This window comes from Streptococcus sp. 'caviae' (assembly GCF_001937065.1).
Taxonomy (GTDB): Bacteria; Bacillota; Bacilli; order Lactobacillales; family Streptococcaceae; genus Streptococcus.
Genome location: NZ_MOWR01000010.1, coordinates 23,923 through 48,899 on the forward strand (window position 1 = coordinate 23,923; position 24,977 = coordinate 48,899).

Annotated in this window: 24 protein-coding genes; 21 read left to right on the forward strand and 3 right to left on the reverse strand. The window is 41.6% G+C overall.

Going from position 1 to position 24,977, the window contains the following annotated elements; genetic code table 11:
• From BMI76_RS09270 to BMI76_RS09295, 6 genes are all read left to right on the forward strand, one after another.
• Entirely contained in the window at positions 1-1,242 is a 1,242-nt protein-coding gene (locus tag BMI76_RS09270) for a cysteine desulfurase (RefSeq protein ID WP_075347289.1), read from the forward strand.
• Complete coding sequence (gene sufU, locus BMI76_RS09275) at positions 1,220-1,663, forward strand: Fe-S cluster assembly sulfur transfer protein SufU (protein WP_075347290.1); 444 nt, start codon at positions 1,220-1,222, stop codon at positions 1,661-1,663. The genes BMI76_RS09270 and sufU overlap by 23 nt, the downstream gene beginning before the upstream one ends.
• Before the next feature lie 13 nt (positions 1,664-1,676).
• Positions 1,677-3,092: a Fe-S cluster assembly protein SufB gene (gene sufB, locus BMI76_RS09280; RefSeq protein ID WP_075347291.1), complete on the forward strand. Its 1,416-nt coding sequence runs from the start codon at positions 1,677-1,679 to the stop codon at positions 3,090-3,092.
• A gap of 211 nt (positions 3,093-3,303) precedes the next feature.
• Complete coding sequence (locus tag BMI76_RS09285) at positions 3,304-4,668, forward strand: MmgE/PrpD family protein (RefSeq protein ID WP_075347292.1); 1,365 nt, start codon at positions 3,304-3,306, stop codon at positions 4,666-4,668.
• A gap of 45 nt (positions 4,669-4,713) precedes the next feature.
• Positions 4,714-5,862, forward strand: a complete 1,149-nt coding sequence (locus BMI76_RS09290) for a 2-methylaconitate cis-trans isomerase PrpF family protein (RefSeq protein WP_075347293.1) — start codon at positions 4,714-4,716, stop codon at positions 5,860-5,862.
• Entirely contained in the window at positions 5,856-7,214 is a 1,359-nt protein-coding gene (locus BMI76_RS09295; protein ID WP_075347294.1) for a CitMHS family transporter, read from the forward strand. The genes BMI76_RS09290 and BMI76_RS09295 overlap by 7 nt, the downstream gene beginning before the upstream one ends.
• On the opposite strand, the gene BMI76_RS09300 is transcribed toward BMI76_RS09295, so the two are convergent.
• Entirely contained in the window at positions 7,211-8,116 is a 906-nt protein-coding gene (locus BMI76_RS09300; protein WP_075347295.1) for a LysR family transcriptional regulator, read from the reverse strand. The two genes, BMI76_RS09295 and BMI76_RS09300, sit on opposite strands and share 4 nt — an antisense overlap.
• A gap of 161 nt (positions 8,117-8,277) precedes the next feature.
• Here BMI76_RS09300 and BMI76_RS09305 point away from each other — a divergent pair, with 161 nt between their 5' ends.
• Complete coding sequence (locus tag BMI76_RS09305; protein ID WP_180372841.1) at positions 8,278-9,075, forward strand: DUF6612 family protein; 798 nt, start codon at positions 8,278-8,280, stop codon at positions 9,073-9,075.
• A gap of 102 nt (positions 9,076-9,177) precedes the next feature.
• Here the strand turns inward: BMI76_RS09305 and pbp3 are convergent, their stop codons facing one another.
• Positions 9,178-10,416, reverse strand: a complete 1,239-nt coding sequence (gene pbp3 / locus BMI76_RS09310; RefSeq protein ID WP_075347297.1) for a D-alanyl-D-alanine carboxypeptidase PBP3 — start codon at positions 10,414-10,416, stop codon at positions 9,178-9,180.
• Positions 10,417-10,731: 315 nt separating this feature from the next.
• Between pbp3 and BMI76_RS09315 the strand changes: the two genes are divergently transcribed.
• From BMI76_RS09315 to BMI76_RS09335, 5 genes are all read left to right on the forward strand, one after another.
• Positions 10,732-12,381 (forward strand): peptide ABC transporter substrate-binding protein, encoded by a 1,650-nt coding sequence (locus BMI76_RS09315; protein WP_075347298.1) that lies wholly within the window; start codon positions 10,732-10,734, stop codon positions 12,379-12,381.
• 101 nt (positions 12,382-12,482) lie between these two features.
• Positions 12,483-13,397 (forward strand): ABC transporter permease, encoded by a 915-nt coding sequence (locus BMI76_RS09320; RefSeq protein ID WP_075347299.1) that lies wholly within the window; start codon positions 12,483-12,485, stop codon positions 13,395-13,397.
• Positions 13,398-13,407: 10 nt separating this feature from the next.
• Positions 13,408-14,439, forward strand: coding sequence for an ABC transporter permease (locus tag BMI76_RS09325; protein ID WP_075347300.1), 1,032 nt, complete (start codon positions 13,408-13,410; stop codon positions 14,437-14,439).
• A 10-nt stretch (positions 14,440-14,449) separates the two neighbouring features.
• A complete protein-coding gene (locus BMI76_RS09330; protein WP_075347301.1) occupies positions 14,450-15,502 on the forward strand; it encodes an ABC transporter ATP-binding protein in 1,053 nt (350 codons plus the stop codon).
• Positions 15,495-16,430, forward strand: a complete 936-nt coding sequence (locus BMI76_RS09335) for an ABC transporter ATP-binding protein (RefSeq protein ID WP_075347302.1) — start codon at positions 15,495-15,497, stop codon at positions 16,428-16,430. The genes BMI76_RS09330 and BMI76_RS09335 overlap by 8 nt, the downstream gene beginning before the upstream one ends.
• Before the next feature lie 42 nt (positions 16,431-16,472).
• On the opposite strand, the gene BMI76_RS09340 is transcribed toward BMI76_RS09335, so the two are convergent.
• Positions 16,473-17,369, reverse strand: coding sequence for a MurR/RpiR family transcriptional regulator (locus BMI76_RS09340; protein WP_180372840.1), 897 nt, complete (start codon positions 17,367-17,369; stop codon positions 16,473-16,475).
• 98 nt (positions 17,370-17,467) lie between these two features.
• Between BMI76_RS09340 and gnd the strand changes: the two genes are divergently transcribed.
• From gnd to BMI76_RS09385, 9 genes are read left to right on the forward strand one after another with little or no spacing between them, the layout of a single operon-like run.
• A complete protein-coding gene (gene gnd / locus BMI76_RS09345) occupies positions 17,468-18,406 on the forward strand; it encodes a phosphogluconate dehydrogenase (NAD(+)-dependent, decarboxylating) (protein WP_257615270.1) in 939 nt (312 codons plus the stop codon).
• A 9-nt stretch (positions 18,407-18,415) separates the two neighbouring features.
• Entirely contained in the window at positions 18,416-19,423 is a 1,008-nt protein-coding gene (locus tag BMI76_RS09350) for a D-isomer specific 2-hydroxyacid dehydrogenase family protein (RefSeq protein WP_075347304.1), read from the forward strand.
• A gap of 1 nt (position 19,424) precedes the next feature.
• Complete coding sequence (locus tag BMI76_RS09355; RefSeq protein ID WP_075347305.1) at positions 19,425-20,531, forward strand: iron-containing alcohol dehydrogenase family protein; 1,107 nt, start codon at positions 19,425-19,427, stop codon at positions 20,529-20,531.
• An 11-nt stretch (positions 20,532-20,542) separates the two neighbouring features.
• Positions 20,543-21,364, forward strand: a complete 822-nt coding sequence (locus tag BMI76_RS09360) for a PTS sugar transporter subunit IIC (RefSeq protein ID WP_075347306.1) — start codon at positions 20,543-20,545, stop codon at positions 21,362-21,364.
• A 16-nt stretch (positions 21,365-21,380) separates the two neighbouring features.
• Complete coding sequence (locus tag BMI76_RS09365; protein WP_075347307.1) at positions 21,381-22,244, forward strand: PTS system mannose/fructose/sorbose family transporter subunit IID; 864 nt, start codon at positions 21,381-21,383, stop codon at positions 22,242-22,244.
• A gap of 25 nt (positions 22,245-22,269) precedes the next feature.
• Positions 22,270-22,773 (forward strand): PTS sugar transporter subunit IIB, encoded by a 504-nt coding sequence (locus tag BMI76_RS09370; RefSeq protein ID WP_075347308.1) that lies wholly within the window; start codon positions 22,270-22,272, stop codon positions 22,771-22,773.
• A 59-nt stretch (positions 22,774-22,832) separates the two neighbouring features.
• Positions 22,833-23,273, forward strand: a complete 441-nt coding sequence (locus BMI76_RS09375) for a PTS sugar transporter subunit IIA (RefSeq protein WP_075347309.1) — start codon at positions 22,833-22,835, stop codon at positions 23,271-23,273.
• Positions 23,260-23,937, forward strand: a complete 678-nt coding sequence (locus tag BMI76_RS09380) for an HAD family phosphatase (RefSeq protein ID WP_075347310.1) — start codon at positions 23,260-23,262, stop codon at positions 23,935-23,937. The genes BMI76_RS09375 and BMI76_RS09380 overlap by 14 nt, the downstream gene beginning before the upstream one ends.
• A gap of 14 nt (positions 23,938-23,951) precedes the next feature.
• Positions 23,952-24,569: a bifunctional 4-hydroxy-2-oxoglutarate aldolase/2-dehydro-3-deoxy-phosphogluconate aldolase gene (locus BMI76_RS09385; RefSeq protein WP_142355080.1), complete on the forward strand. Its 618-nt coding sequence runs from the start codon at positions 23,952-23,954 to the stop codon at positions 24,567-24,569.
• Positions 24,570-24,977: the final 408 nt, after the last annotated feature.

Sequence of the window (24,977 nt, forward strand, 5' to 3'; positions counted from 1 at the left end):
ATGGCTAAGTTAGATATTCAAAAAATCAAACAAGATTTTCCGATTTTAAACCAGCATGTCAACGATGAGCCTCTAGTCTATTTAGATAATGCCGCAACAACACAAAAGCCTAATCAGGTTTTGACCCGTTTAAGCGACTACTACCATCAGGACAATGCCAATGTGCACCGCGGTGTCCATACTTTGGCAGAGCGGGCTACACATCAATACGAGGCTGCGCGTGAAACATTGCGGGCCTTTATCAAGGCAAAATCGACCAAGGAAGTCCTCTTTACCAGAGGAACGACCACCGGTCTTAACTGGGTTGCTCGCTTTGCAGAAGAGATTCTGCAGCCGGGAGATGAAGTGCTCATTTCGATTATGGAGCACCACTCCAACATCATACCCTGGCAGGAAGCCTGCCGCAAGGCCGGTGCCAAGCTGGTTTATGCTTATTTAAAGGATGGACAGCTTGATATGCTTGATTTTGAGAGCAAAATCAGTGCTAAAACGAAATTTGTCAGCCTGGCCCATGTTTCAAACGTTCTGGGATGCATCAATCCGATCAAAGAAGCAGCAGCGCTGGCTCATCAAAATGGGGCTTATATGGTCGTTGATGCTGCTCAGTCTGCTCCTCATATGAGCATTGACGTTCAGGAGCTGGACTGTGATTTCTTGGCTTTTTCAGGCCATAAAATGCTGGGACCGACTGGTATCGGTGTTCTCTACGGCAAAGAAGAGCTGCTCAGCCGGATGAGTCCGATTGAATTTGGCGGTGAGATGATTGATTTTGTCTATGAGCAGGAGGCTACGTGGAAGGAGCTTCCTTGGAAATTTGAAGCAGGGACACCTAATATTGCTGGTGCTATCGCTTTGGGAGCGGCAGTTGATTACCTTGAAAATGTAGGAATGGACACTATTCATGCTTACGAGCAGGACTTAGTCGGCTATGTCCTGCCTAAGCTGCAGGCAATTGAAGGCGTAACCATTTACGGTCCTCAAGATGCTTCTGAGCGTTCCGGCGTTATTGCTTTCAATATTGCCGGACTTCATCCCCATGATGCAGCAACGGCGCTTGATTATGAAGGAGTTGCCGTTCGTGCGGGCCATCACTGTGCCCAGCCTTTGATCAATCATCTGGGTATCTCTTCAGCAGCGCGGGCCAGCTTTTATATTTACAACACAAAAGAAGATTGCGATAAATTGGTGGAAGCAATCATCAAAACAAAGGAGTTCTTTAATGGCACTCTCAAGATTAGATAGTCTTTATATGGCTGTTGTCGGGGATCATTCAAAAAATCCCCATCATCACGGTTTTTTAGAAGGTGTAGAGCAGGTCAATCTCAATAATCCGACTTGCGGCGATGTGATTAGTCTGTCTGTTAAATTTGACGGCGACAAAATATCCGACATCGCTTTTGCCGGTGAAGGCTGCACCATCTCAACCGCCTCATCCAGTATGATGACAGACGCTGTTATCGGAAAGACCAAGGAAGAGGCACTTGAATTAGCTGATATTTTTTCTAAAATGGTTCAGGGAGAAAAAGATGAGCGGCAAAAGGAATTAGGAGATGCCGCATTTCTTGCGGGAGTTTCCAAATTTCCTCAGCGGATCAAATGCTCAACTCTGGCATGGAATGCCTTGAAAAAAGCCATTGAAAGACAAGAAACATTGGAGGAATAAGAGAAAGGACATTATGCCCGAAAACGAACAAGTAAAACCAAAACCCATTGATTTGGGAGATTACCAGTTTGGCTTTCACGATGATGTAGAGCCCATTGCGACAACCGGAAAAGGGGCGACAGAAGCAGCTGTCCGCGAGATGTCTCGCATCAAGGGGGAGCCGCAATGGATGCTGGATTTCCGCCTGAAGTCTCTGGAAGCCTTTCATAAAATGCCTATGCAGGAATGGGGGCCGGATCTATCAGGTATTGATTTTGATGATATTATTTATTACCAAAAGCCAACAGATAAACCTGCCCGTTCTTGGGATGAGGTGCCCGAAAAGATCAAGGACACCTTTGAGAAAATTGGTATTCCGGAGGCAGAGCGTGCTTTTCTGGCCGGTGCTTCTGCCCAGTATGAATCAGAAGTCGTTTATCATAATATGAAAGACGAGTACGATAAACTCGGCATTATCTTTACAGATACCGACTCAGCGCTCAAGGAGTACCCGGAGCTTTTCAAAAAATATTTTGCTAAATTAGTGCCGCCGACAGATAACAAACTGGCTGCGCTGAATTCAGCCTTCTGGTCTGGCGGTACTTTTATCTACGTGCCAAAGGGCGTTAAGGTTGATATTCCTCTGCAGACCTATTTCCGTATCAATAATGAAGGAACCGGTCAGTTTGAGAGGACTTTGATTATTGTCGATGAGGGGGCCAGCGTTCACTATGTTGAGGGCTGTACGGCACCAACTTATTCAACAGCCAGCCTCCATGCGGCTATCGTTGAAATTTTTGCCTTAGAAGGCAGCTATATGCGCTATTCAACCATTCAGAACTGGTCGGATAATGTTTACAACTTGGTTACTAAGCGGGCCAAAGCGGACACGAATGCGACAGTAGAATGGATTGATGGCAATCTCGGTGCCCACACTACCATGAAATACCCTTCTGTCTATCTTGATGGAGAGGGAGCGCGCGGAACCATGCTGTCAATTGCCTTTGCCAATCATGGTCAGCATCAGGATACAGGGGCTAAAATGATTCACAATGCTCCGCACACCTCGTCGTCTATTGTGTCAAAATCCATTGCCAAGGGCGGCGGCAAGGTGGACTACCGCGGACAAGTTACCTTTAATAAAGCTTCCAAGAAGTCTGTCAGCCATATTGAATGTGACACTATTATCATGGACGATATTTCAGCATCAGACACCATTCCATTTAATGAAATTCATAATTCTCAGGTTGCTTTGGAGCATGAGGCCAAGGTTTCCAAAATTTCAGAAGAGCAGCTTTACTATCTCATGAGCCGCGGTCTTACAGAATCAGAAGCTACTGAGATGATTGTCATGGGCTTTGTAGAGCCTTTCACCAAGGAACTTCCCATGGAGTATGCTGTGGAGCTCAACCGCCTCATTTCTTATGAGATGGAAGGTTCTGTCGGTTAATCAGAAAAATTAAGTTTTAGAAACATTAACTCAATTATGTTTCTAAAGCTTTTTTATTTTGCCCTCAAAACCCTTTAAATCCTTTAATAATGATAAAATTAGCAAAATCATAGGTTTGAGCTATGTAATACATAAAAAATATTAATTTGTGTAATGAATGCGGTTACATTATAATTGACTTAAACTTAATCATAAACAAAGGAGAACGATTATGGAAAATCTAACAGTTGTTGAACAAATGGGCCAATGGGTTGCAGACAAAATCTTCGAGGATCTCAGCAAGGAAGAAGTGGAAGCTCTTAAAGGAAGAGTATTGGATGCAGTTGGCTGTGCTGTAGGCGCTCTGGAAAGCCAAACCATAAAAAACATCCAGCAAATGACACATGACTTGACTAAGGATGGCTCGGTGACTCTGATTGGCGGCGGAAAAACAACTCCTGATTATGCTGCTTTATTCAATGGAGCAACTATCCGTTATTTGGACTACAATGACTCTTACTTGGCAAAAGGAGAAACCTGCCACCCATCTGACAATATTTCGGCTGTCTTGGCAGCAACGGAACATAACAAAGGAACAGGTAAGGATTTCTTGCTTGGTCTTGCCATTGCTTACCAAATTCAATGTCGTTTGTCCGATGAAGCACCTGTTAGAAAACATGGTTTTGACCATACTGTTCAAGAAGCTTACGGTGCAGCAGCCGGTGCAGCTAAGGCACTTGGTTTGAGCAAAGAACAAATCGCAAACGCAATTGCTATCTCAGGAACCAGTTATAATTCTCTGCGTGTGACAAGGACGGGAGCCTTATCTAACTGGAAGGGCTTAGCAGCTCCAAATACTGCCAGAGGCGCAGTGTCATCTGCTCTGTTAGCTAAATACAATATTACCGGACCTCGTGAAGTTTTTGAAGGCAATAAAGGTTTTTACGAAACTATCGCAGGCAAATTTGATATTGACTGGGAAAAAGAAGGCTTGGAACGTGTCTTAAAGACGATTATCAAACGCTACAATGCTGAAATCCACTCTCAGTCTTCTATTGAAGGTTTGATTGAATTTAGAAATAAAGAGCACATTGCTCCTGAAGATATTAAAGAAATTCGCCTGGATACCTTTGATGTTGCCTTCCATATTATTGGCGGCGGTGAAGAAGGAGATAAAAAACAAATCAGACTTAAGGAAGAAGCCGACCATTCGCTTCCTTATATGCTTGCAGCTGCTTATTTAGATGGTCAAGTGCTTCCTGCCCAATATGAGCAAGAAAGAATTCTGAAGCAAGATGTTCAAGATTTGCTGCAAAAAGTTACTGTTAGGGAAAATCCTGCCTTTAGCGAACGCTTCCCGGCAGAAATGGCTATTAAATTAGAAATTGAAACCAATGACGGTCAGGTGTATGTTGTCGAAAAAGATGACTACCAAGGCTTTACATCAAGACCAGCCAGCTGGGATGTTCTGTTGGAAAAATACTATTCTCTAACAGCAAATATTGACAGAGAATTGGCAGAAAAAATTGCTAAAACAATTGAAAAACTGGAAGACATTGATATCAGTGAACTGACGGAGCTTCTTGCAAAAATCTAAACGGATCAATTAACCTAATCATCTTAAAAGGAAAGAGTGGTGAATATGTTAGAAGAAATACCAGTAAGTATTTATCGCGGCGGTACCAGTAAAGGTGTCTTCATTGATGAAAAAGTCCTGCCGGCCGATAAAGATGCCAGAGATAAGATTCTCCTGAAATTAATGGGAAGTCCGGACATCAGACAGATTAATGGTTTAGGCGGAGCGGTATCGACAACCAGCAAAGCAGCGATTATTTCTAAAGAAGAAAAAGAAGATTGGGATGTTAACTACACCTTTGCCCAAGTAGCTGTTGATAAACCTGTGGTTTCTTATTCAGGCAATTGCGGCAATATTTCTTCTGCTGTAGGAATTTATGCCATTGAAAATCAGCTGGTGAAAACAAGCTCGCCAACAACCATGGTTCGTGTTTACAATACCAACACCAAAAAGGTCATCAACGAGTATATTCCTACACCTGATGGAAAACTAACTTATGAAGGAGACTTTGCCATTTCCGGTGTTCCCGGTAAAGGAATCAAGATCGAACTGCAGTTTGTTGAGCCTTCCGGCGCCTTCAGCGGCAAGCTGCTGCCAACCGGCAATACAAAAGATACCCTCGTTTTGAGCAACGGTCAAGAACTGACTGTTTCGCTTGTCGATGCAGCTAACCCCTTGGTTTATGTTCGGGCAGAAGACTTAGGATTGGAAGGGACAGAGAGCCCTGAGATGATTGACAGTGATCCTGAACTATTGGCTCGGCTGGAAGAAATCAGAGGGAGAGCAGCGCAGCTGATGGGACTTATTGATAAGCTGGAAGACAGCGCAGTTATCACTCCTGGGGTACCGAAACTGACGATTGTCTCGGCTCCTCAAACCTATGTCACTACAGAAAATGAAAAAATAGAGGCTGCTGATTTTGATCTTGCTGTCAGAATGATGAGCATGCAGAAAGCTCATAAATCTATTGCGCTGACGGGAGCTTTGTGCACCGGCGCAGCCAGCAAAATTCAAGGAACGATTCCTTATGAATTAGTCAGCGATAAGAATTTAGGCAATCAATTAGAAATTGCCCACAGCAGCGGTAAAATTTCAGTTTCGATTGATTATGAAACTACCAATGATAAAACTCTGATAAAATCTGTTTCAAGTTATCGAACAGCTAGAAAAATTATGGTAGGAACAGCATTTATTGAGGAGGATAGACCATGTTAGCACTGCTTGGATATTCAATGATTATTATCTTTATGGTATTGCTCCTGACAAAGAAAATTAGTCCCTTTGTCGGTTTGATACTGGTTCCAGCTATTTTTGGAATCATTGCAGCTCTTTTTAAGGGAGCATCCATATTGAAAGCTTTTGAGTGGATTTACGAAGGGCTCTACTATGCCGTTGCAGGCTCCGGTAAGATTACTACCGGGGTAGCGCCAACCATCACTCTCTTGCTCTTTGCCATTTTGTATTTCTCTATAATGCTGGACGTAGGTCTGTTTGATCCGTTGGCAGTTATGATGATTAAATGGGCAAAGGGTGACCCTATGAAAATTACCATTGCCTCAGCTGTTATCACCCTAGCCGTTTCTTTAGACGGTGACGGAACAACAACCGTTCTGATTGTAACGGCTGCCATGCTGATGCTGTTTAAGAAAATGAAAATGAAGCAGATTTATCTGGCCGCTATCATTGGTTTTGGTAATTCTGTTATGAACTTGGTTCCTTGGAGCGGCCCTATGGCGCGGGCAATGCCTGTGTTAAATATCGGCCCTAAAGAATTTTTGCTGCCCGTTTTACCAGGGATGTTTGTCGCTGCGCTTTTAGGTCTTTTTCAAGCTTACACGTATGGGAAAAGGGAAAGAAAAAGACTGGGTTATGTTCCCGGTAAGGGAATCCTGACAGAAAGCGAAACGACAGGTATTATTAATGATGTAACTCTGACCAATGTTGAATATAAAAGACCTAAGTTAATCTATTTTAATCTCTTCTTGACCCTTGCGATTATGGTCTTGCTGATTATGGATTTGATTAATGGCGGTATCTTATTCTTGCTGGGGACAGCCATTGCTTTAATTGTTAACTATCAGGATTTATCTCTCCAAAACTCTCGCTTGTTAGCCAATGGTGCAGAAGCTTTGGGTCCTGTTTCCCTAGTCTTTGGTGCCGGAGTTATTATGGGGGTTCTCAATGGAAGCGGTATGAGTAACGCTATTGCTCATCAGTTGGTATCGATGATTCCAGAAAATCTCGGAGGTTATATTCCGCTGATTTTGGCTCTGATTTCTTTGCCAGGTCTCTTCTTCCTACCAAATGACGCCTTCTATTTTGGCCTTCTGCCGGTTATTGCTCCTATAGCTTATTCTTACGGAGCAACACCTGTTGAAGTCGGAGTAGCTTCGCTTATGGGACAGGCTGTCAGATTTGCCAGTCCTTTGGTAGCCTTCCTTTACGTATTGGTTGATAGAACCGAGGTCAGCTTTATCGACTATCAAAAAGAATACCTGAAGTGGGGCTTGATGAGTTTTGTCTTGCAGACACTAACTGCCGTCTTGACCGGAGCTATTCCGATTTAAATTGATTTTTTACAAATATCAATAAAGGATTTGGCAAAGAAAGGCAGACTGCGATTTTTTCGATAAGCAACGATTAAATCAACGTAAACCTTATCTTTCAAAGAGAAGAAGCGAATCTTATTGCCGATGCTGAGATGCTTGGTGTGGGAAGCGTTGATAAAACAGACGCCGAAATTATTGGCGACTAGATTAAGAGCTGTTTCGATGTTTCTGGTTGCCAGTACTCGCTGAGGCTGAAAATGATTCTTGACAAAAATATCATCTGCCACCTGTCTTGAAAATTGATCGGGCTGGTGTAGGATAAACAGCTCATCCGCCAGCAGATGTAAATCCAAAGAAGGATAGGATTCCTTATCGTTATACTTGCCAAATTTACTCAAGGGGTGCTCAACAGGAAGGGCCAATAAAATCTCTTCAGATTTTATTTTCTCGGTTTCCTGCTGACGCCCCTCTTTTGTGCGGTTCATCAGGGCGAGGTCAACATCGCCGTTCTCGATCAAACGGGAAAAGGTTTTGGATGAGGATTCGTTTAGCTCAACCTCAACATTTGGAAACTGTTCGTGGAATTTTGGCAGTAAGACAGGAACTAAGTAAGAGCTTCTCAGCAGAGGGATAGCCAGTCTTAGGCGGCCGAATTTATTGTCAAGGACATTTTGCATGGTGTCATTGAAATTTTCTTGGATATGCAGAATTTGCAGTCCGTATTTTAAAAACTCCTCACCCAAATAAGTCAGCTCTAATTTTTTACCGTGCTGCACAAAAACTTCAAATCCCAGCCGCTGCTGCATATTTTTAATATAAGTACTCAGTGAAGGCTGGGTGATGTAGAGTGCCTGAGCGGCCTTGGTGATGCTGCCTTTATCAACAATTGCCTTGACGTATTCAATATCTCTGATTTCCATGAACAGCCTCCCGAGTACTTTATTTGACTTTGCCTTTATTATAACACATGATAGCTGCCTTTTCCGCAGTTATCAAAGGAATGCCGACTGTATTGAAAAGGCTTTCAAAAAATGATAAAATGAAGACTATAGAGGTAGCTCCTCTTTGGAAGGGAGAAATGATGAAGAAAAAGTATGCTATTTTATTAACCGTCTTGGCAGCCTTGCTGTTAGTGACGGGCTGTGTTCCTCAGCGTGTAATGAATTCAGGCCAAAAGCAGCAGACATCTCGGAAGACCAGCAAGAAGATATCTATTGAAGACTTCTTGGATAAGGTTGAAGAAGCTAATGACGAGATTGAAACAGTGCATTTTGATATGAATACGAATGTTAACTCAAATGGGCGTAAAATCCAGCACATGGTGGCCGATTTAGGATATGACAGTTCCGGTGACATTATCGAAAAGGCCAATGTTGTTATTGATGAGACACTCAATGGAGCTAATCAGTATCAAGAGATTGTCGGAGATCAAAATACTGCTCGAGTGCGTACCTCAAAAGACGGCAGCTGGAAGACAGCTAATCCTAAAGGCAGATACACTGTTCGTCCCAGTTACTTCAATTTCTTAAAAGTGCTCTATTCTATGGAGGATGATCTGGTTCTCAAACAGCGCGGCAGCGAATATAAGCTGACCCTACGCAGCCAAAATGTAGACCTCGTCTCTTTGTTTAGGGAAGAGCTGAGTCTTTATATTAGAGGAATCAGTCAGTCTGAATTGAAAAAAGACTTTGAGGTGACCTTCGATAAGAAAACGTTCTACCTGAAAAACTTCAACTTGCAGCTGTCTTATAACGGCCAAAGGGGTCAGCTTGATATAGAAGCGGACGGAACATTTTCAAAATGGAATAAGGTAAAAGACTCACAATTTTCAGTCAGTGATTCAACTTCTGATGATTCTGACGACTCTGATTCTATTTAAACAGCTTGTTGTCCATCATAAAAAGCAGACAGAAGGTTTTAAGACCTCTTTGTCTGCTTTTTTCAGTTAATATCGTATTTACAGCAAAATCCTTTGCTTCTGCTAGAGTTTTTCGTTGACATATCGAACAAAGTGATTCCACCAAACTTTAAGGAAGAAGCTGCGCTTCACTTCAGTTTTAGCAACCAATTTGACGGTTGGCGGAGAATCGAGATAACCTTGCCCGACAGGATCGCTGTCCTTGAAACGGGCCTTTCCGACAGCCTGCCCTTTTTTAACAGCCGCAGTGTAGCCTTCTTTTTTCGAATTAATAGTCACAGCCTTCTTTGTGCTGCTGGTTTTAGTCCGGATGACGACAAGGTCTTTTTGGGCGACAGCAGGGACGCTGCTTTTTTTGCCGTCAATGACTTTTGCGGTACTGTTTTTGTAGGCCTGGCCTTTTCGAATCAGTGTTGTCCGTTCATAAGTATTGCTGACATAATTGAGCAAATCATTGGTTGCTTTGAAGCGGGCGGAATCATCGGTATCAGAGTTATTGGCATTTAAAACAACAGAAATGATGCGCATGCCGTTTTCTTTGGCGGTAGCAACAAAAGAAGCTCCTGCAAACTCTGTTGTTCCTGTTTTAAGACCGTCAACTCCTTCGCGTGCGTAAGGCATGTTAGGCAGCATGTAGTTGTAAGTGTCCATCTTGGTTCCGGCAAAGTCTTCGCTCGTTTTTTTGCTGATTTTTAGAATCTGAGGAAACTCTTTAATCAGGTGCCGTGCAATAATAGCGACATCTTTGGCGCTCATCATGTTTTCCTCATCGGGCTCAGATCCGGGATAGATGTGTTCACCCAAAAGTTTGTTGTTGAGTCCGGAAGCATTGACCAGCTTGGCATCTGTAATTCCCCAATCTTGCAGCTGCTTTTTCATCATATCAACAAATCTGGGTTCCGTTCCGCCGATTTTTTCAGCTAAGGCAATGGCTGCGCTGTTGGCACTGGCAATCATAGAAGCATCCACTAACTGTTTAACGGTATATTCTCTGGCTTCCATAGGGACATTGCTGGCGCTGTAATCGGTTGTCAGTCCGTAGGGATAATTAGAAATTTTCACCTTGGTATCCCAGGTCAGTTCTCCGGTCTTGATTTCCTTATAAACAAGATAGACCGTTAAAATCTTGGTAATGGAGGCAATGCCCGCAGGGCTTGCGGCATCTTTTTCATAAAGAATTTTACCGGTATCGGCTTCAACAGCGATGGCATGTTTAGCAGCTGCATCAAAGTGCTCTTCAGCCTTAGCTTGAACGCTAAAAAGAGCAAGGCAGAGCAGTACTAGGCATAAAATCTTTTTCATCATAAGTTTAATTATAGCATATTTTGATAGAGAAAAAACGCTCCTTTAAAACTTATCAAGTTTTGATACGAAGCTGTCAGCAGCAGAGGAAATAAGCAGCTGCTTGTTGAGACTTTTGAGAGAAATATGTAAAAAAATAATTTAAAAAAACGGGCAAAAATGACGGTCAAAGCCTCTTGATTAAAGCGCTTTCCGGGCTTTTTTGAGGAGATTGGGAAGAGTTTTGAAAGCTTGCTAAAAAGATTAAAATAAGATAAAATATTTGTGACATTAGTTTTAAAATTCAAGTTATTGAAGGATAAAAAGGAGACTATTATGTTAGAAAAAAAGAAAAGTACATGGAAGCATGTCGGCCTGGGAGCGGTCGCTTTAGCTTCAGTTGCTGCCTTGGCAGCCTGCGGGAATGGCAGCAAACAGTCATCCAAAGATGAAATCAATTGGTATTTCCGTACAGAGATTAACTCCTTAGACATTTCTAAGAGTACAGATACCTACTCCGGAACAGTTCTTGGGAATTCAGGAAGCAACCTGCTTCGTGTCAATGCTAAAGGGGAAACTGTTCCTGATTTGGCTAAAAAAGTTGAAGTGTCAAAAGACGGTCTGACTTATACGGCGACGCTTCGCAAAGGCATCAAGTGGTCGGACGGCAGCGCGATTACGGCTAAGGATTTTGTCTACTCATGGCAGCGTATTGTTAACCCTAAGACAGCTTCTGAATACTCAAATCTGGCACTCGATTCCCACGTTAAAAATGCTAAGGCTATTAACAGCGGAGAAATAAAAGACCTCAATGCCTTGGGTGTAAAAGCTGAGGGAAATAAAGTTATCTTTACTTTGGAAACACCAACTCCGCAAATGGAATATCTCCTTGCCTTCACGAGCTTTATGCCGCAAAAAGAAGCATTTGTCAATAAGGTCGGTAAGAAATACGGAACCAATTCTGACAGTCAGCTCTATTCAGGACCGTACATTACAACCGGCTGGAATGGAACTAATGGCAGCTATAAGCTCAAAAAGAATAAATACTACTGGAATGCTGACAAAGTTAAAACAAAGGTTATCAACATCCAGACTGTTAAAAAACCAGAAACTGCCGTTCAAATGTACAAGCGCGGGGAATTGGATATGGCAGAAATTTCCAATACACCAGCCCTTTACAAAGCTAATAAAAACAACAAAGATGTTGTCAATATTTATGAAGCTGTAACAACTTACTTTGAATACAATCAAACAGGCACCAATAAAGCTCTGTCAAACAAGAAAATCCGTCAGGCTCTTAATTACGCAACTAACCGTAAGGCTTATGTTGATACAGTTGTTCCGACAGGTTCCCGTGCAGCAACCGGTATAGCTCCTTATAAACTGGCCAAAGTTGATGGCAAAGATTTATCAAAAGAAGTAGCACCTGGGTATACCTATGATGTAGACAAGGCAAAAGAACTTTTCAAAGAAGGTTTGCAGGAAATCGGCCAAACATCAGTGAAATTTACCATCACATCTGATGCTGATTCACCAACTGCCAAAGCTGGTATTGACTATATTAAAGGTGCTTGGGAAAAGGCCCTGCCAGGCTTAACCATTGAAGAAAAGCTTGTTCCTTTCAAACAGCGTCTGCAAGATTCAAAAACACAAAACTTTGATATTGTGATGACGCTTTGGGGCGGTGACTATCCAGAAGGTTCAACTTTCTACAGCCTTTTCACCAGCGAGTCTTCCCAAAATAACGGCAGGTTCTCAAACCCTGCTTATGACCAAGCTTATGAAAAAGCTGTGACAACGGATGCCTTAGAACCTGCTAAAGCAGCTGAAGACTACAAAGCAGCTGAGAAAGCTTTATTTGACGAAGCCAATATTAATCCAATTTACTTCCGCAGTATGAAGGGCTTGCAAAATCCTAGCATTAAAGGCTTAATCCGCAGCTCTACAGGACTAAACGTAGACTTTACTTATGCTTATAAGAAATAAGGCTTAAGATAAGGACAATTTCACACATGGCAAGGATTGGCTTAGGCCAGTTCTTGTTTTTATTGGGAAAAGGCCCAATAAAAACTAAGAAAAGGAACATTATGCTTAAATATATTCTTAAACGTATAGGAATTCTTTTGCTGACCTTATTTATAGTTGTCACCATTACTTTCTTTCTCATGAAGGCGATGAAAGGAACTCCTTTTAATAATCCTAAATTAACTCCGGAAGCAATCGCTGTTTTGAATGCGCAGTATGGACTGGATAAGCCTGAGTGGCAACAGTATTTGATTTATTTGAAAAATGTTTTTACCGGCGACTTAGGAACGAGTTTTCAGTATGTTAATCAGCCGGTCACAACCCTGATTGTGCAGCGATTGGGCATTTCGGCTCAGCTGGGCATACAGGCCTTGATTTTAGGTGTCGGTATGGGCTTGATTGTTGGAGCTGTTTCCGCACGGCACCAAAATGATAGAGTTGATGGTCTTTTAAGCGTGATTTCAACGCTCGGATACTCTGTTCCGTCTTTCATTTTGGCAGTTTTCCTGCTGAATATACTGGGCTATCGGCTGCAGTTTCTGCCGGTTTCAGGCTGGGGCAGTTTTTCGCAAACCATCCTTCCGACATTAGCTCTGTCCTTTAATCCTTTTGCTGTGACCACGCGTTTTGTCAGAAGCGAGATGATTGAGGCTCTGAATTCTGATTATATCCAGCTGGCGAGGGCTAAGGGACTGACAGACCGGCAGGTAGCTAACCGCCATGCCTACCGTAACTCCATGATTCCTGTCCTAACTTTGGTGGGTCCCATGGCAGCTAATTTGTTAACAGGTTCTGTCTTGATTGAGAGGATATTTTCGATTCCGGGGATTGGTGAGCAGTTTGTTAATTCCATTCCGTCCAATGACTATCCTGTTATTATGGGAACAACCATTGTCTATGCGGTGATGCTGATGAGCATGATTTTGCTGACAGATATCGTTACCAGCATTGTTGATCCGCGCGTCCGTTTGCAGTAAGGAGACTAACATGGCAGATAAAAATAGAAAATTTGTGCTCGTTGGTGCGGGAAGTGCCAGCGCACAAGAAAAAATTGAAAAGCCAGCCTTGTCTTTCCTGCAGGATGCTTGGCGGCGTTTAAAGAAAAATAAATTAGCAGTTGTTTCACTCTGGTTTTTAACCCTTCTTATCGCGTTTTCGCTGCTGTCTCCTTTGTTTGTAACACAAAAGGATGCCAACAGTTTCGATTCGGATAAGGTGTCTACTTATGGGAATTTGCCGCCCAACAGTGGTTTGGGCATCCCCGGTTGGAATGGTGTATTTCAGATGCCCGGCTCCAGTTCTGCTTCTAACGTTTATGAGGATCAGTCAGTTCCGGAAGGACAGCATTTCTTATTGGGGACTGACAGTTTAGGACGCAGTCTTGGCAAACGGATTATCGTTGGTATCCGCATCTCACTGTTAGTTGCAGTTGCGGCAACCTGCATTGACCTTCTCATCGGTGTTATCTATGGCCTTACTTCCGGTTATATCGGCGGGATGGTTGATACCGTTATGCAGCGTATTATTGAAATCATTTCTTCTGTGCCTAACTTGATTATTGTAACAATGCTTGGGCTCTTGCTGGGAAATGGGATATTGGCCATCATTCTTTCTATCGCCCTGACCGGCTGGACGTCAATGGCCAGACAGGTCAGAAATATGACCTTGTCTTATAAGGAAAGAGATTTTGTTTTGGCCGCGAGAACCCTTGGTGAGAGCGGGCCTAAGATAGCCTTTAAACATATCCTCCCTAATATCTCGGGAGTTATTATCGTTCAGATTATGATGACCATTCCTTCAGCCATCATGTATGAAGCCATCCTTTCAGCTATTAACTTGGGTGTCAAACCGCCGACGTCTTCTCTGGGGTCCTTGATTTCTGATGCTCAGGAGAACCTGCAATACTATCCTTATCAGATTATTCTGCCGGCTCTTGCTTTGGTCCTGATTTCCTTGGCCTTTATTTTGCTGGGTGATGGTTTGCGTGACGCATTTGATCCAAAATCAGATCAGGACTAAGGAGGAAGATATGAGTAAAGAAAAAATTTTACAGGTCAATAACCTCCATGTCAATTTTCATACGTATGCTGGTGAGGTTAAGGCAATTCGCGATGTCAGCTTTTATCTGGAAAAGGGTGAAACCCTTGCTATTGTCGGTGAATCCGGTTCTGGAAAATCTGTAACAACGCGGACCTTGATGGGATTGTCTGCTAAAAACGCTGAGATTTCAGGGGATATTGAATTTAAAGGGCGCAATCTCATTGACTTAAAAGAAGAAGACTGGGTTAATATCCGCGGCAATGATATTTCCATGATTTTCCAGGATCCGATGACCAGTCTCGATCCGACAATGAAAATCGGTCTGCAAATTGCTGAGCCGATCATCAAGCATGAAAAGCTCGCCAAAAAAGAGGCGTTAGCGCGTGCTTTAGATATCATGAAAAAGGTCGGTATTCCTAATGCTGAAGAACACATCAATGATTATCCTCATCAATGGTCGGGCGGCATGCGCCAGCGGGCGGTTATTGCTATTGCTCTTGCAACCAATCCGGAAATTCTCATCGCTGATGAACCGACAACAGCTCTTGATGTGACGATTCAGGCACAGATTCTTCATTTGATGAAAGAAATCCAAAAGAATACAGATTCTTCTATTATTTTTATTACCCATGATTTAGGTGTTGTGGCCGGGATGGCAGATCGGGTCGCTGTCATGTATGCCGGAAAGATTGTTGAGTACGGAACAGTAGATGAAGTTTTCTACAATCCGCAGCATCCCTATACTTGGGGACTTTTGAATTCCATGCCGACAACCAGTACGGCAGCAGGGAGTCTGCAGTCGATTCCGGGAACACCGCCTGATTTGCTGCATCCGCCCAAAGGCGATGCCTTTGCTCCAAGAAATGAATTTGCACTTGATATTGATCTTGAAGAAGAACCGCCGTTTTTCAAAGTCAGTGATTCTCATTATGCGGCGACTTGGCTGCTGGATGAGCGTGCTCCTCAAATCGTGCCTCCAGAAAGGATTTTGAAGCGCTGGGAAAAATGGAAGAGCTTGAAGGGAGAAGAGCCGAATGACTGAAAATCGTAAAAAACTGGTGGAAGTCAAAAATGTTTCGTTGATATTTAATAAAGGCAGATCCAATGAAGTCAAGGCTATTGACAATGTCAGCTTTGATATCTATGAAGGCGAGGTCTTTGGTCTTGTCGGAGAATCCGGTTCAGGTAAGACGACTATCGGCCGCGCCATTCTTAAACTCTATAATATTGATGAGGGTGAGATTGATTTTGAAGGGCAGACCATTTCAAATTTAAAAGGTAAGGAACTTTTTGCCTTTCGTAAGAAAGCACAGATGATCTTTCAAGACCCTCAGGCCAGTCTGAACGGACGTATGAAAGTCAGAGACATCATTGCTGAAGGCCTTGATACTTATAAACTAGTCAAAAACAAAGAAGAACGCGATGCCAAAGTTCAAGAGCTGCTTGACTTAGTTGGTTTAAATAAGGACCATCTGACGCGCTATCCGCATGAATTTTCAGGTGGTCAGCGGCAGCGTATCGGAATAGCCCGTGCTTTGGCTGTAGAGCCCAAATTTATTATTGCCGATGAACCCATCTCTGCCTTGGATGTTTCCATTCAGGCTCAGGTTGTTAATCTGATGCAGAAACTGCAGCATGAACAAGGGCTGACTTACCTATTTATTGCCCACGACTTATCTATGGTTAAGTACATTTCTGACCGTATCGGTGTGATGCATTGGGGGAAAATAGTGGAGATCGGAACATCAGATGAAGTTTACCATCACCCCATTCATCCATACACAAAGAGCCTGTTATCAGCGGTCCCTGAACCCGATCCCGAATTGGAGCGCAAGCGCGTTCACAAGGTTTACGATCCAGCTGGTGAATTAGACGGACAGGCGCGTGAGATGCGTGAAATCACCCCTGGACACTTTGTTTTATCTACAGAAGAAGAAGCAAAAGCTTATCAAAAAGAATTAAACCAATAAAAAATAGTAGCAAAAAGGCCTGGCTTGCAGCTGTACTGCAGGTCAGGCCTTTTTGCTGTTTTTAGTTATTTTCAAAGCATCGCGTATATCCATCAATGAACGGGTATTGGCCGCTTCATCTCTAAACATCAGATTAACATAAATGATATCTAAAATGGTTAAATATAATATTCTGGACGTCAGAGATTCTGCCCGGAAGAGAGAATCCTGAGAATTAACAATAACACATTCATTTGATAATTTTACCAGCTCTGATTTTGGATTGCCGGTCAAAGAAATAATTTTACCTTTTTTGGCGTTTACTGCACGAGCCAGCTCGATCGTTTGAATGGACTCGCCTGAATGTGAGAATAAGAAGACGCAGTCTTTTTCATTTAGTTTAGAAGCCTGACTTAACTGCATATGGTAATCAAAAATGTAACTGCAGTTGTACTTCGTTCTTAAAAACTTATGATAGCTGTCCCATGCTAGGATAGATGAGCCGCCAATTCCCATAAAATAAATTGTTCTCGATTTTTCAATAATCTTAATAATCTGATCAATAGGAATCTGAGGAATTGTTTCGATGATGGAATAAAGCGATTGGATATTAGAATAAATAACTTTTTCAGCAATTTCTGAACTGGAATCTGAGTCAGAAATGTCATTAATACTTGTTAAAATATTGGTCTGTCCGTCATTGGAATTTTCTTTTTTTAGATTTGAAGCGACGGATAATTTAAAATTTTGGAAGTCTTTAAAGCCGATTTTTTTGACAAACGTAAAGATAGACGATTGTGAGACACCTATTTCTTCTGATAAGACAGCAATGGTTTTGTTGATAATCTCATCACCTAAGGACAGAAAATATCTGGCGATTTGCTCATCTGTATTGCTGAATTCATACTTATGCCGATTAATAATAGTGCTTAGGTATTGATTTTTCAAACGAGTATCCATCCTCATCTTTTTGATAATAATTATAAGATAAAAGAGGCCAAAAATCAAAAGAAAAAATTTTTTTCGAAATAATATTTACAAAATAAAATTTTTATTATATACTAAGTTTAGATTTAAGCGGAAGGAGCGTGTTTATGAAAACGATTGGAATTATCGGCTTAGGCAAAATGGGATTTAATCTGGCTTTAAATGCTCAAGATCATGATTGGAGTGTTGTAGGATTTGATGAAGAACCTCAGGTACGGGAAAAAGCAGAAGGAGCAGGCATTCAAACGGCAGATTCGCTCGATTGTTTAATTGAGTCACTGGAAAGCAGGAAAATTATTCTTCTAAGTACTCCTGCAGGAGCAATAACTAATCATTTAATCGGTGAATTAAAAGAAAGTCTGCAGGCAGGAGATATTGTTATCGACAGCGGTAATTCGAATTTTAAAGACAGCTTAAAGAATTATCAATCTCTTAAGGAAAAAGATATTGGTTTTCTTGACTGCGGGACCTCAGGTGGTGTCTTCGGTGCTCGGAACGGCGCTTGTTTGATGATTGGCGGTGAGCAGGGTGTCTTTGATGATATAGCAGATTTTTTTGAGGCCATTTCAATTGAAGGAGGCTGTCTGTTTATTCCTGAACCGGCTGCGGGCCACTATCTGAAAATGGTTCACAACGGTATCGAATATGGCATGATGCAGGCAATCGGCGAAGGTTTCTCCGTATTAGAAGCGTCTGCTTTTAGCTATGATTATGCAAAAGTTGCTAATGTTTGGAACCATGGCTCTGTTATCCGCTCTTGGCTGGTGGAAATTGCTGAAGAAGAGTTTCGGAATGATTCTAAATTGGGGAGAATTGAAGGTGTTATTGATGCCAACGGTGAAGCGCAATGGACTGTTGAAGAAGCCTTGCAGCTGGAGGTTCCTGTTCCTGTTATTGCTAATTCTTTATTTGTCAGAAATTCAAGTAAACTGACTGACAGCTTTTCAAATAAAGTAGTTGCTGCCTTGAGACATGGCTTTGGCGGGCATGCTGTAAAATTAAAAAAATGAGGAGAAAAGATGCTGAAACATAAGATTGCGATTGTCAATTCCAGCAGCTTTGGAAAAATTTTTCCGAAGCATATGGAACGTTTAAGGGCACTTGGTGAAGTGGATTATTTTAAATTTGAGCAGACCGTTTCCGGTAAGGAACTGGCAGCAGCTTTGCAGGGCTATGACATGATTATTGCCAGTGTAACACCGTTTTTCAATAAGGAATTTTTTGATTATAAGGACGGCTTAAAACTGATTTCACGTCACGGAATTGGCTATAATAATGTTGATTTAGAAGCGGCCAAGGCTCATGGGACAATTGTTTCCCTTGTTCCGGCTCTGGTAGAACGTGATGCTGTAGCGGGCAATAATATAACAAATTTATTAAATGTTATGCGTAAGACCAGTCAGGCGCAGCAAAGGGTTAAGGAAGATAAATGGGAAGAGCGGGCGCAGTTTATCGGACATACGCTTTATAATAAAACAGTTGGTGTTATTGGTATTGGAAATACAGGCAGCTGTGTGGCTGAAACAGTGAGAAATGGCTTTCGCTGCCGAGTGCTGGCTTATGATCCCTATCGTTCAAAAGCAGAAATTGAGCAATTCGGTGCTGAAAAAGTTGATTTTGACACAGTCTTGACGCAGGCAGATGTCCTGTGTCTATGTGCTAATTTAACTGAGGAAAACTACCACTTCATCGGTAAAGATGAAGTAGCCAAAATGAAAAACAATATTTATATTTCTAATTCTGCACGAGGAGCACTGGTTTCAGAAGAAGCAATTATTGAAGGCTTAAAATCCGAGAAAATTGCTGGCTATGCCACTGATGTTCTTGAAGTCGAACCTGGCCGTTCTAATCACCCTTATCTGGCTTTTGACAATGTCGTTGTTACACCGCATACTTCAGCTTACACAATGGAATGCTTAGAAGCCATGGGAGAAAAGTGTATTGAAGACTGTGAAAATATTTCTTTAAGAAAATTGCCTGTACGCAGTGTTCAGCCGGACAGTTTGTGGATCAAAGGAGGCGAATAAGATGCTGAAAGATTTTAAAGTTAAAGTTGGGCCGCAGTATTATCGCTACTGCGAAGATGCAATCACAGATGTCGAAAAACTGCTTAACTCTGCGCGTGCTAAAAGAGTACTGGTAGTCCATGGAACAGTCTCTTGGGAAAAGGCTAAACCTTATCTGACGTTTTTAAAATGTTTAGATTTTGAGTTTGAATTTCATCAATACACTGGTGAATGCAGCTATTACGGCGCAGATTTAATTGTTGAGAAAGCAAAGAACGATAAGATTGATTTCATTATAGGGGTTGGCGGAGGCAAACTTGTTGATCTTGTAGGCTATGCCAGCAACAGTGCTAATATACCCTTTGGGCTCATTCCTACTTTAGCTAGCAACTGCGCACCATGGACTCCTTTGTCAGTAATGTATAAAGAGAGCGGAGAAGCTGAGGGAAAAACAGAGCATTTTCTGCAGCAGGCTCGTTTTTTGCTAGCGGATCCCAGATTGATTATTGACTCGCCTGTTAATTACTTTATTGCCGGCATAGCGGATACTTTAGCTAAATGGTATGAGAGTGACATGATAACTCAGCAAAAACTTTTACAGAGCGAACCTTTTGTGATGCTGGCCCGCTATACAGCTCTTATTGCCAAAGACATTCTCATGTGGGATGGAAATAAGGCTATTGAGGATATGAAAAATGTTAAAGTCACAGATGAATTTGTCCATTGTTCGGAAATTATTTTTGGCACAGCAGGTCTGGTTGGAGGGCTAGGCGATAAATATGCGCGCAATGCAGCTGCTCACGCTTTACACGACGGAATCGCTAAGTATATTCCGGAAAGTCATTCTTATTTACATGGTGAAAAGGTTGCTTATGGTATCTTTTACCAACTAGCACTTGAAGATAAATGGGCTGTTATTGATGAATTGCTGCCTTATTACAATGAAATGAATTTGCCGACATCTTTGACTAATATGGGAATTTTCCCCAAAAATGAAAGCGTTATCAATGACATAGTGGATTTTATGGACAGCAAGGAAAAAATTCACTTGATTCCGGTGGATACTAGCAAAAAGACTTTAAAAGAAAAACTACTGAAACTGGAAGACTATATTACAAGCAAAAAATAGGAGGAAAAAAGATGGAAACTTTAACAGCTGTTCAAAGTTTAGCCATAGGTTTATGGGTTGCCGCTATTATGTCTAGGTGGCTGGGCGGCGGTGCAACGCTGACTCTGCGATTCTCGCCTCTCATGACAGGATTATTTTGCGGTTTTGTCATGGGAGATGTCTATCATGCCATGATTGTAACAGCAGCGCTGCAGTTAATCTATATGGGAGTATTCTCACCGGGCGGATCAATGCCTTCTGAACCAGCAGTTGCTGCTGCGATTGCGGTGCCGGTAGCGCTGTTAGGTAATTTAAAACCGCAGGCGGCTATTGCTGTAGCGGTTCCAGTAGGTTTATTAGGCAGCTATTTATATCAATTTCGTTTCTTTCTGAATACATTTCTTGGCAAATATACCGACCGTGCGGTTGAAAAGATGGATGAAAAAGCTATTAAGCGGTCCATTATTTTATACCCAACTCTAGCGTCGTTTATCTTATTTGTTCCCTTGATTTTTGTCGCTTTATATTGGGGGACACCGGTTATTGCTGATGTAATCGCTGCTCTTAAAGGGACTGTCATTTTACATGTTTTGGAAGTTGTCGGCGGCGGTTTGGCAGCTATTGGTATTGCGACAACTATCTATGTTATTGGACGTAAAGACTATTTGGTTTTCTTCTTTCTAGCTTATTTTGCCAGCGTTATTCTTAAAGATTCCAATGTAACCATGGTAACCTATGCGATATTGGGAACGATTGTTGCTGTGATTTTTGTAATGGCTACTAAAACAAATGCACAGACCGCTGATTCCTCGGACTCATCAAGCAATCCAGAAGATGACGATGATGATTTTTAAATGAGAGGTAGATAAAATGACTTCAAATATCAGTAAAACGACTAATGCTAATCAGCCTGAAGAAATTACTCAAAAGGATGTCAATAAAGCCTATCTAAGATGGCATTTTGCAAATGAGATTCCGCATTCATTTGACCGTTATATAGCATCTTCCTTGTTGTATGCAATGATGCCAATCTTGAATAAACTGTATAAAAATCCTGAAAAAAGAAGAGAGGCTTATGAACGTCAGCTGCTATTCTTTAATACACAACTGACTTGGGGCGGCGGTATTATAACTGGTCTCATGTCTTCTATGGAAAGGGAGCGGGCTCGCCAGGAAAGTGCACATGAAGAAATCACAATGAGTGACGATTTAATGTATAATACGAAAGCAGGCTTGATGGGAGCTTTAGCAGGTATTGGTGATGCTATTGATTCCGGAACAATACAGTACATTTTTATAGCCATCGCTGTACCTTGGGCACAAGCAGGCAATGCGCTGGGAGCCTTGTTCCCGTTCATTTGCTTTGCTATCTACCAAGTATCTGTTGGTTTATTCTTTGCAAGGCAAGGATTCTCTCTGGGCCGCAATGCAACGAGCCTGATGCACAGTACTGGTGTGCAGAATGCAATTAATTTATTATCCATTCTAGGTTTATTTATGATGGGGGTTCTTGCAGGCAATTATGTGACGGTGGCATCAAGTTTGAAATTTAAACTTTCAGGCAAAGAATTTGTTATTCAGGATTTGCTGGATAAAATCGTTCCGGGATTACTGCCTTTAGCCGTGGTCATAGGAGTTTATTTATACTATGTAAAAAAAGGTCTGAAAGTTACACAGTCATTGCTGTGGCTGACTCTTATTTTAGCTCTTTTGGCTGCTGTTGGAATTTTATAATGTAACAAAGAAAAGGAAAAGAAGTATGGGAAATGTTAATTTAGCAAGAGTTGATGAACGTTTAATACATGGTCAGGTCATGATAACCTTATCCCAGCGCAATGGTGTGAATTCTATTTTTGTTGTTGATGATGTCGTTGCTCAAGATAAATTTATGAAAGATTTATACAAAAGCGCCGGCAACAGAACAGGCCAAAAAACGATTGTTATGTCAGAAGAAAAAGCCAAGTATTATTGGGATGAATATCACTTTAAAGATTATAACTGTATTTTGATTGCTAAAACAGTTAAAACAATTGCAAATTTAGTGAAATATGGAATTCCTGTTTCTGAACTTAACATTGGCGGGATTGCTAAGAAAAGTGATGATGACCTTTTAGTGACAAAATCCGTTCATTTAAGTAAGGCAGATGCAGAACTGTTAAAAGATTTAAAAGAACATCATGGTGTTAGTGATATCTACTTTCAGGCAACACCGGCAGCGGCGAAAACGCCGTTGAATGAAGTTTTGAAAAAGTTCAATCTATAGTTGGGATTAGCGGTACTCCTTGGTCTTGAGCCAAGAATCAGATACAGGAGGTAAAACGATTGGATATTATTATTGCCAGCCATGGCGGACTTTCGGCAGGCTTTAAGGATGCTTTGGCGGTTATTTTGGGAGACGCTTCAGATATACAAACTGAAAAACTGTCAGCTGGGGAAAGCGTAGAAGCATTTGGAGAGCGTCTGTCTGATAAAATTAAAAAATCGGATTTGGTAAATGGAACGATAATCTTTGTGGATTTAATCGGTGCTTCTCCTTATAATCAAGCAGTACTTGCAGTTAGACACTTAAGCAATGAGCAGGCTGAAAAGGTTTTTATTGTCAGCAATGCCAATTTGCCTATGATTTTGGAAGCACTCAATCATAAATATTTAGATTCTGATATAACAACAGCAGTTGAAAGTCTGGAACAGTTCATGCCCTCTAGGGAGAATATCTGGCATATCAGTAATTCTTTAAAGGAAGACGAAGATGATGGCTTCTAAAGTACAAGTTGAGGATAAGTCATTAGTGATTTTTGACATGGACGGTTTATTTTTTGACTCTGAAAGAATCTATGCAGAAGGCTGGAAAAAAGGATTTAATACCTTTGGCATCAGTGTCAGTGATGAATTTATTTATTCTATGGCGGGTAAAAGTGCTCAAGACAACAACCTCGCTATTAGTAAATTTTTGGATGATGCTGCCTTGCAGGCTGTCAGAGATATTCGGGAGAATTATTTTTATCAAAAATTGGCAGAAAACAAGGTTCCAACGTCATATTTTGCAGTGGAGATGGGTACCTTTCTAAAAAAGGCTGGTTATCAGATTGCTCTTGCCTCTTCTTCAAATGACCAACGCGTTTATGAACTTTTAAAATCAAAAGAACTTTGCCGTTTCTTTAATTATGTCGTAACAGGAGATCAAGTTGAATTCTTAAAACCAGCACCGGATTTATATAATAAAGTCCTTGATCTAGCTGGTAAATTACCCGGAGATGCTCTGGCTTTTGAGGATTCTTTGACAGGGGCGAAAGCTGCAAAAAATGCAGGAATTGACGTTTGCTTGGTTTCTAAAGAATTGACTCAAACACTGTCTAATCTTAAAAAATATCAAGGAGTATTTCCAGATCTAAAAGCTGCTTATAAGAGCATTTTTAACAGGGACTAAGGGAGGCTGATATGATTACAGCGCAGTTGTTAAAGAACTACTTTTTCGCGGTCATCCGTGGGGAAAATGAAAAAGCTGCTATTGAAATTGCTAAGTATTCAGTGCTTGGAGGTATCAAAAATATTGAAATCACCTTTTCAACACCAAATGCAGACAAGGTTATCAAAGAATTAACAAATTACTACAAAGGAGACAAACAGGTCATCGTTGGTGCAGGGACTGTCATGAATAACAGACAAGCAGAATTGGCTGACAAAGCAGGAGCAAAATTTCTGGTCAGCCCGCATTGCTCAGAAGAAATAGCTGCCTATGCTCATGAGCACAATATTGAATATACTCCGGGATGTGCTACGGTAACAGAGGTTGTTAAGGCGACAAAAATGGGAGCAAAAATTATAAAATTATTTCCCAGTGAGACTATAGGTAAGAACTTTATTAAAGCTGTTCATGGTCCATTGCCTAACGTTAACCTTATGCCTTCAGGAGGAGTATCGATTGATAACGTTAGAGACTGGAAAGAAGCAGGAGCCTGTGCAATTGGTATTGGAGGTGCGCTGACGAAAAAAGTTTCTGAAGAAGGATATCAAAGTGTATCGCGGCTAGCTCGTGCCTTTGTTGAGGCGGCTAATTGAGCTGTCCCTTTATCAAATTAAATAAATTGATTTTTTGAACCATTTCATTATTATTTGGCAGAAAAAGCATGGACTGATAGGAACTGTGCCCAATCGTTGGATTTTTAGTTTAACCATTGGGAGTTGGTTCAGCTATTGTTCATGCCTTTCTTTTTATATAGCTAGCTGTAGCTTGGTAAGGCTTTAGTCTCCTCCCCTTATCCAAAGCCCTATCAGGCCTTTATCGACGCCACCAAGGCGAGGAGGTGTATTTAAGGGTGAAAAAAAGGTGAAAAAAAGTGTGTCAATCGAAAATGACAATGTCTTGAAAAAATCGGTTAGATAAGTGAAAAATCTGTTATAATTGTGGTTGAGAGGTATTCCTCTCACGCTTGAATTCTTCATAAGATTTTCCGATTTTATGAAGGT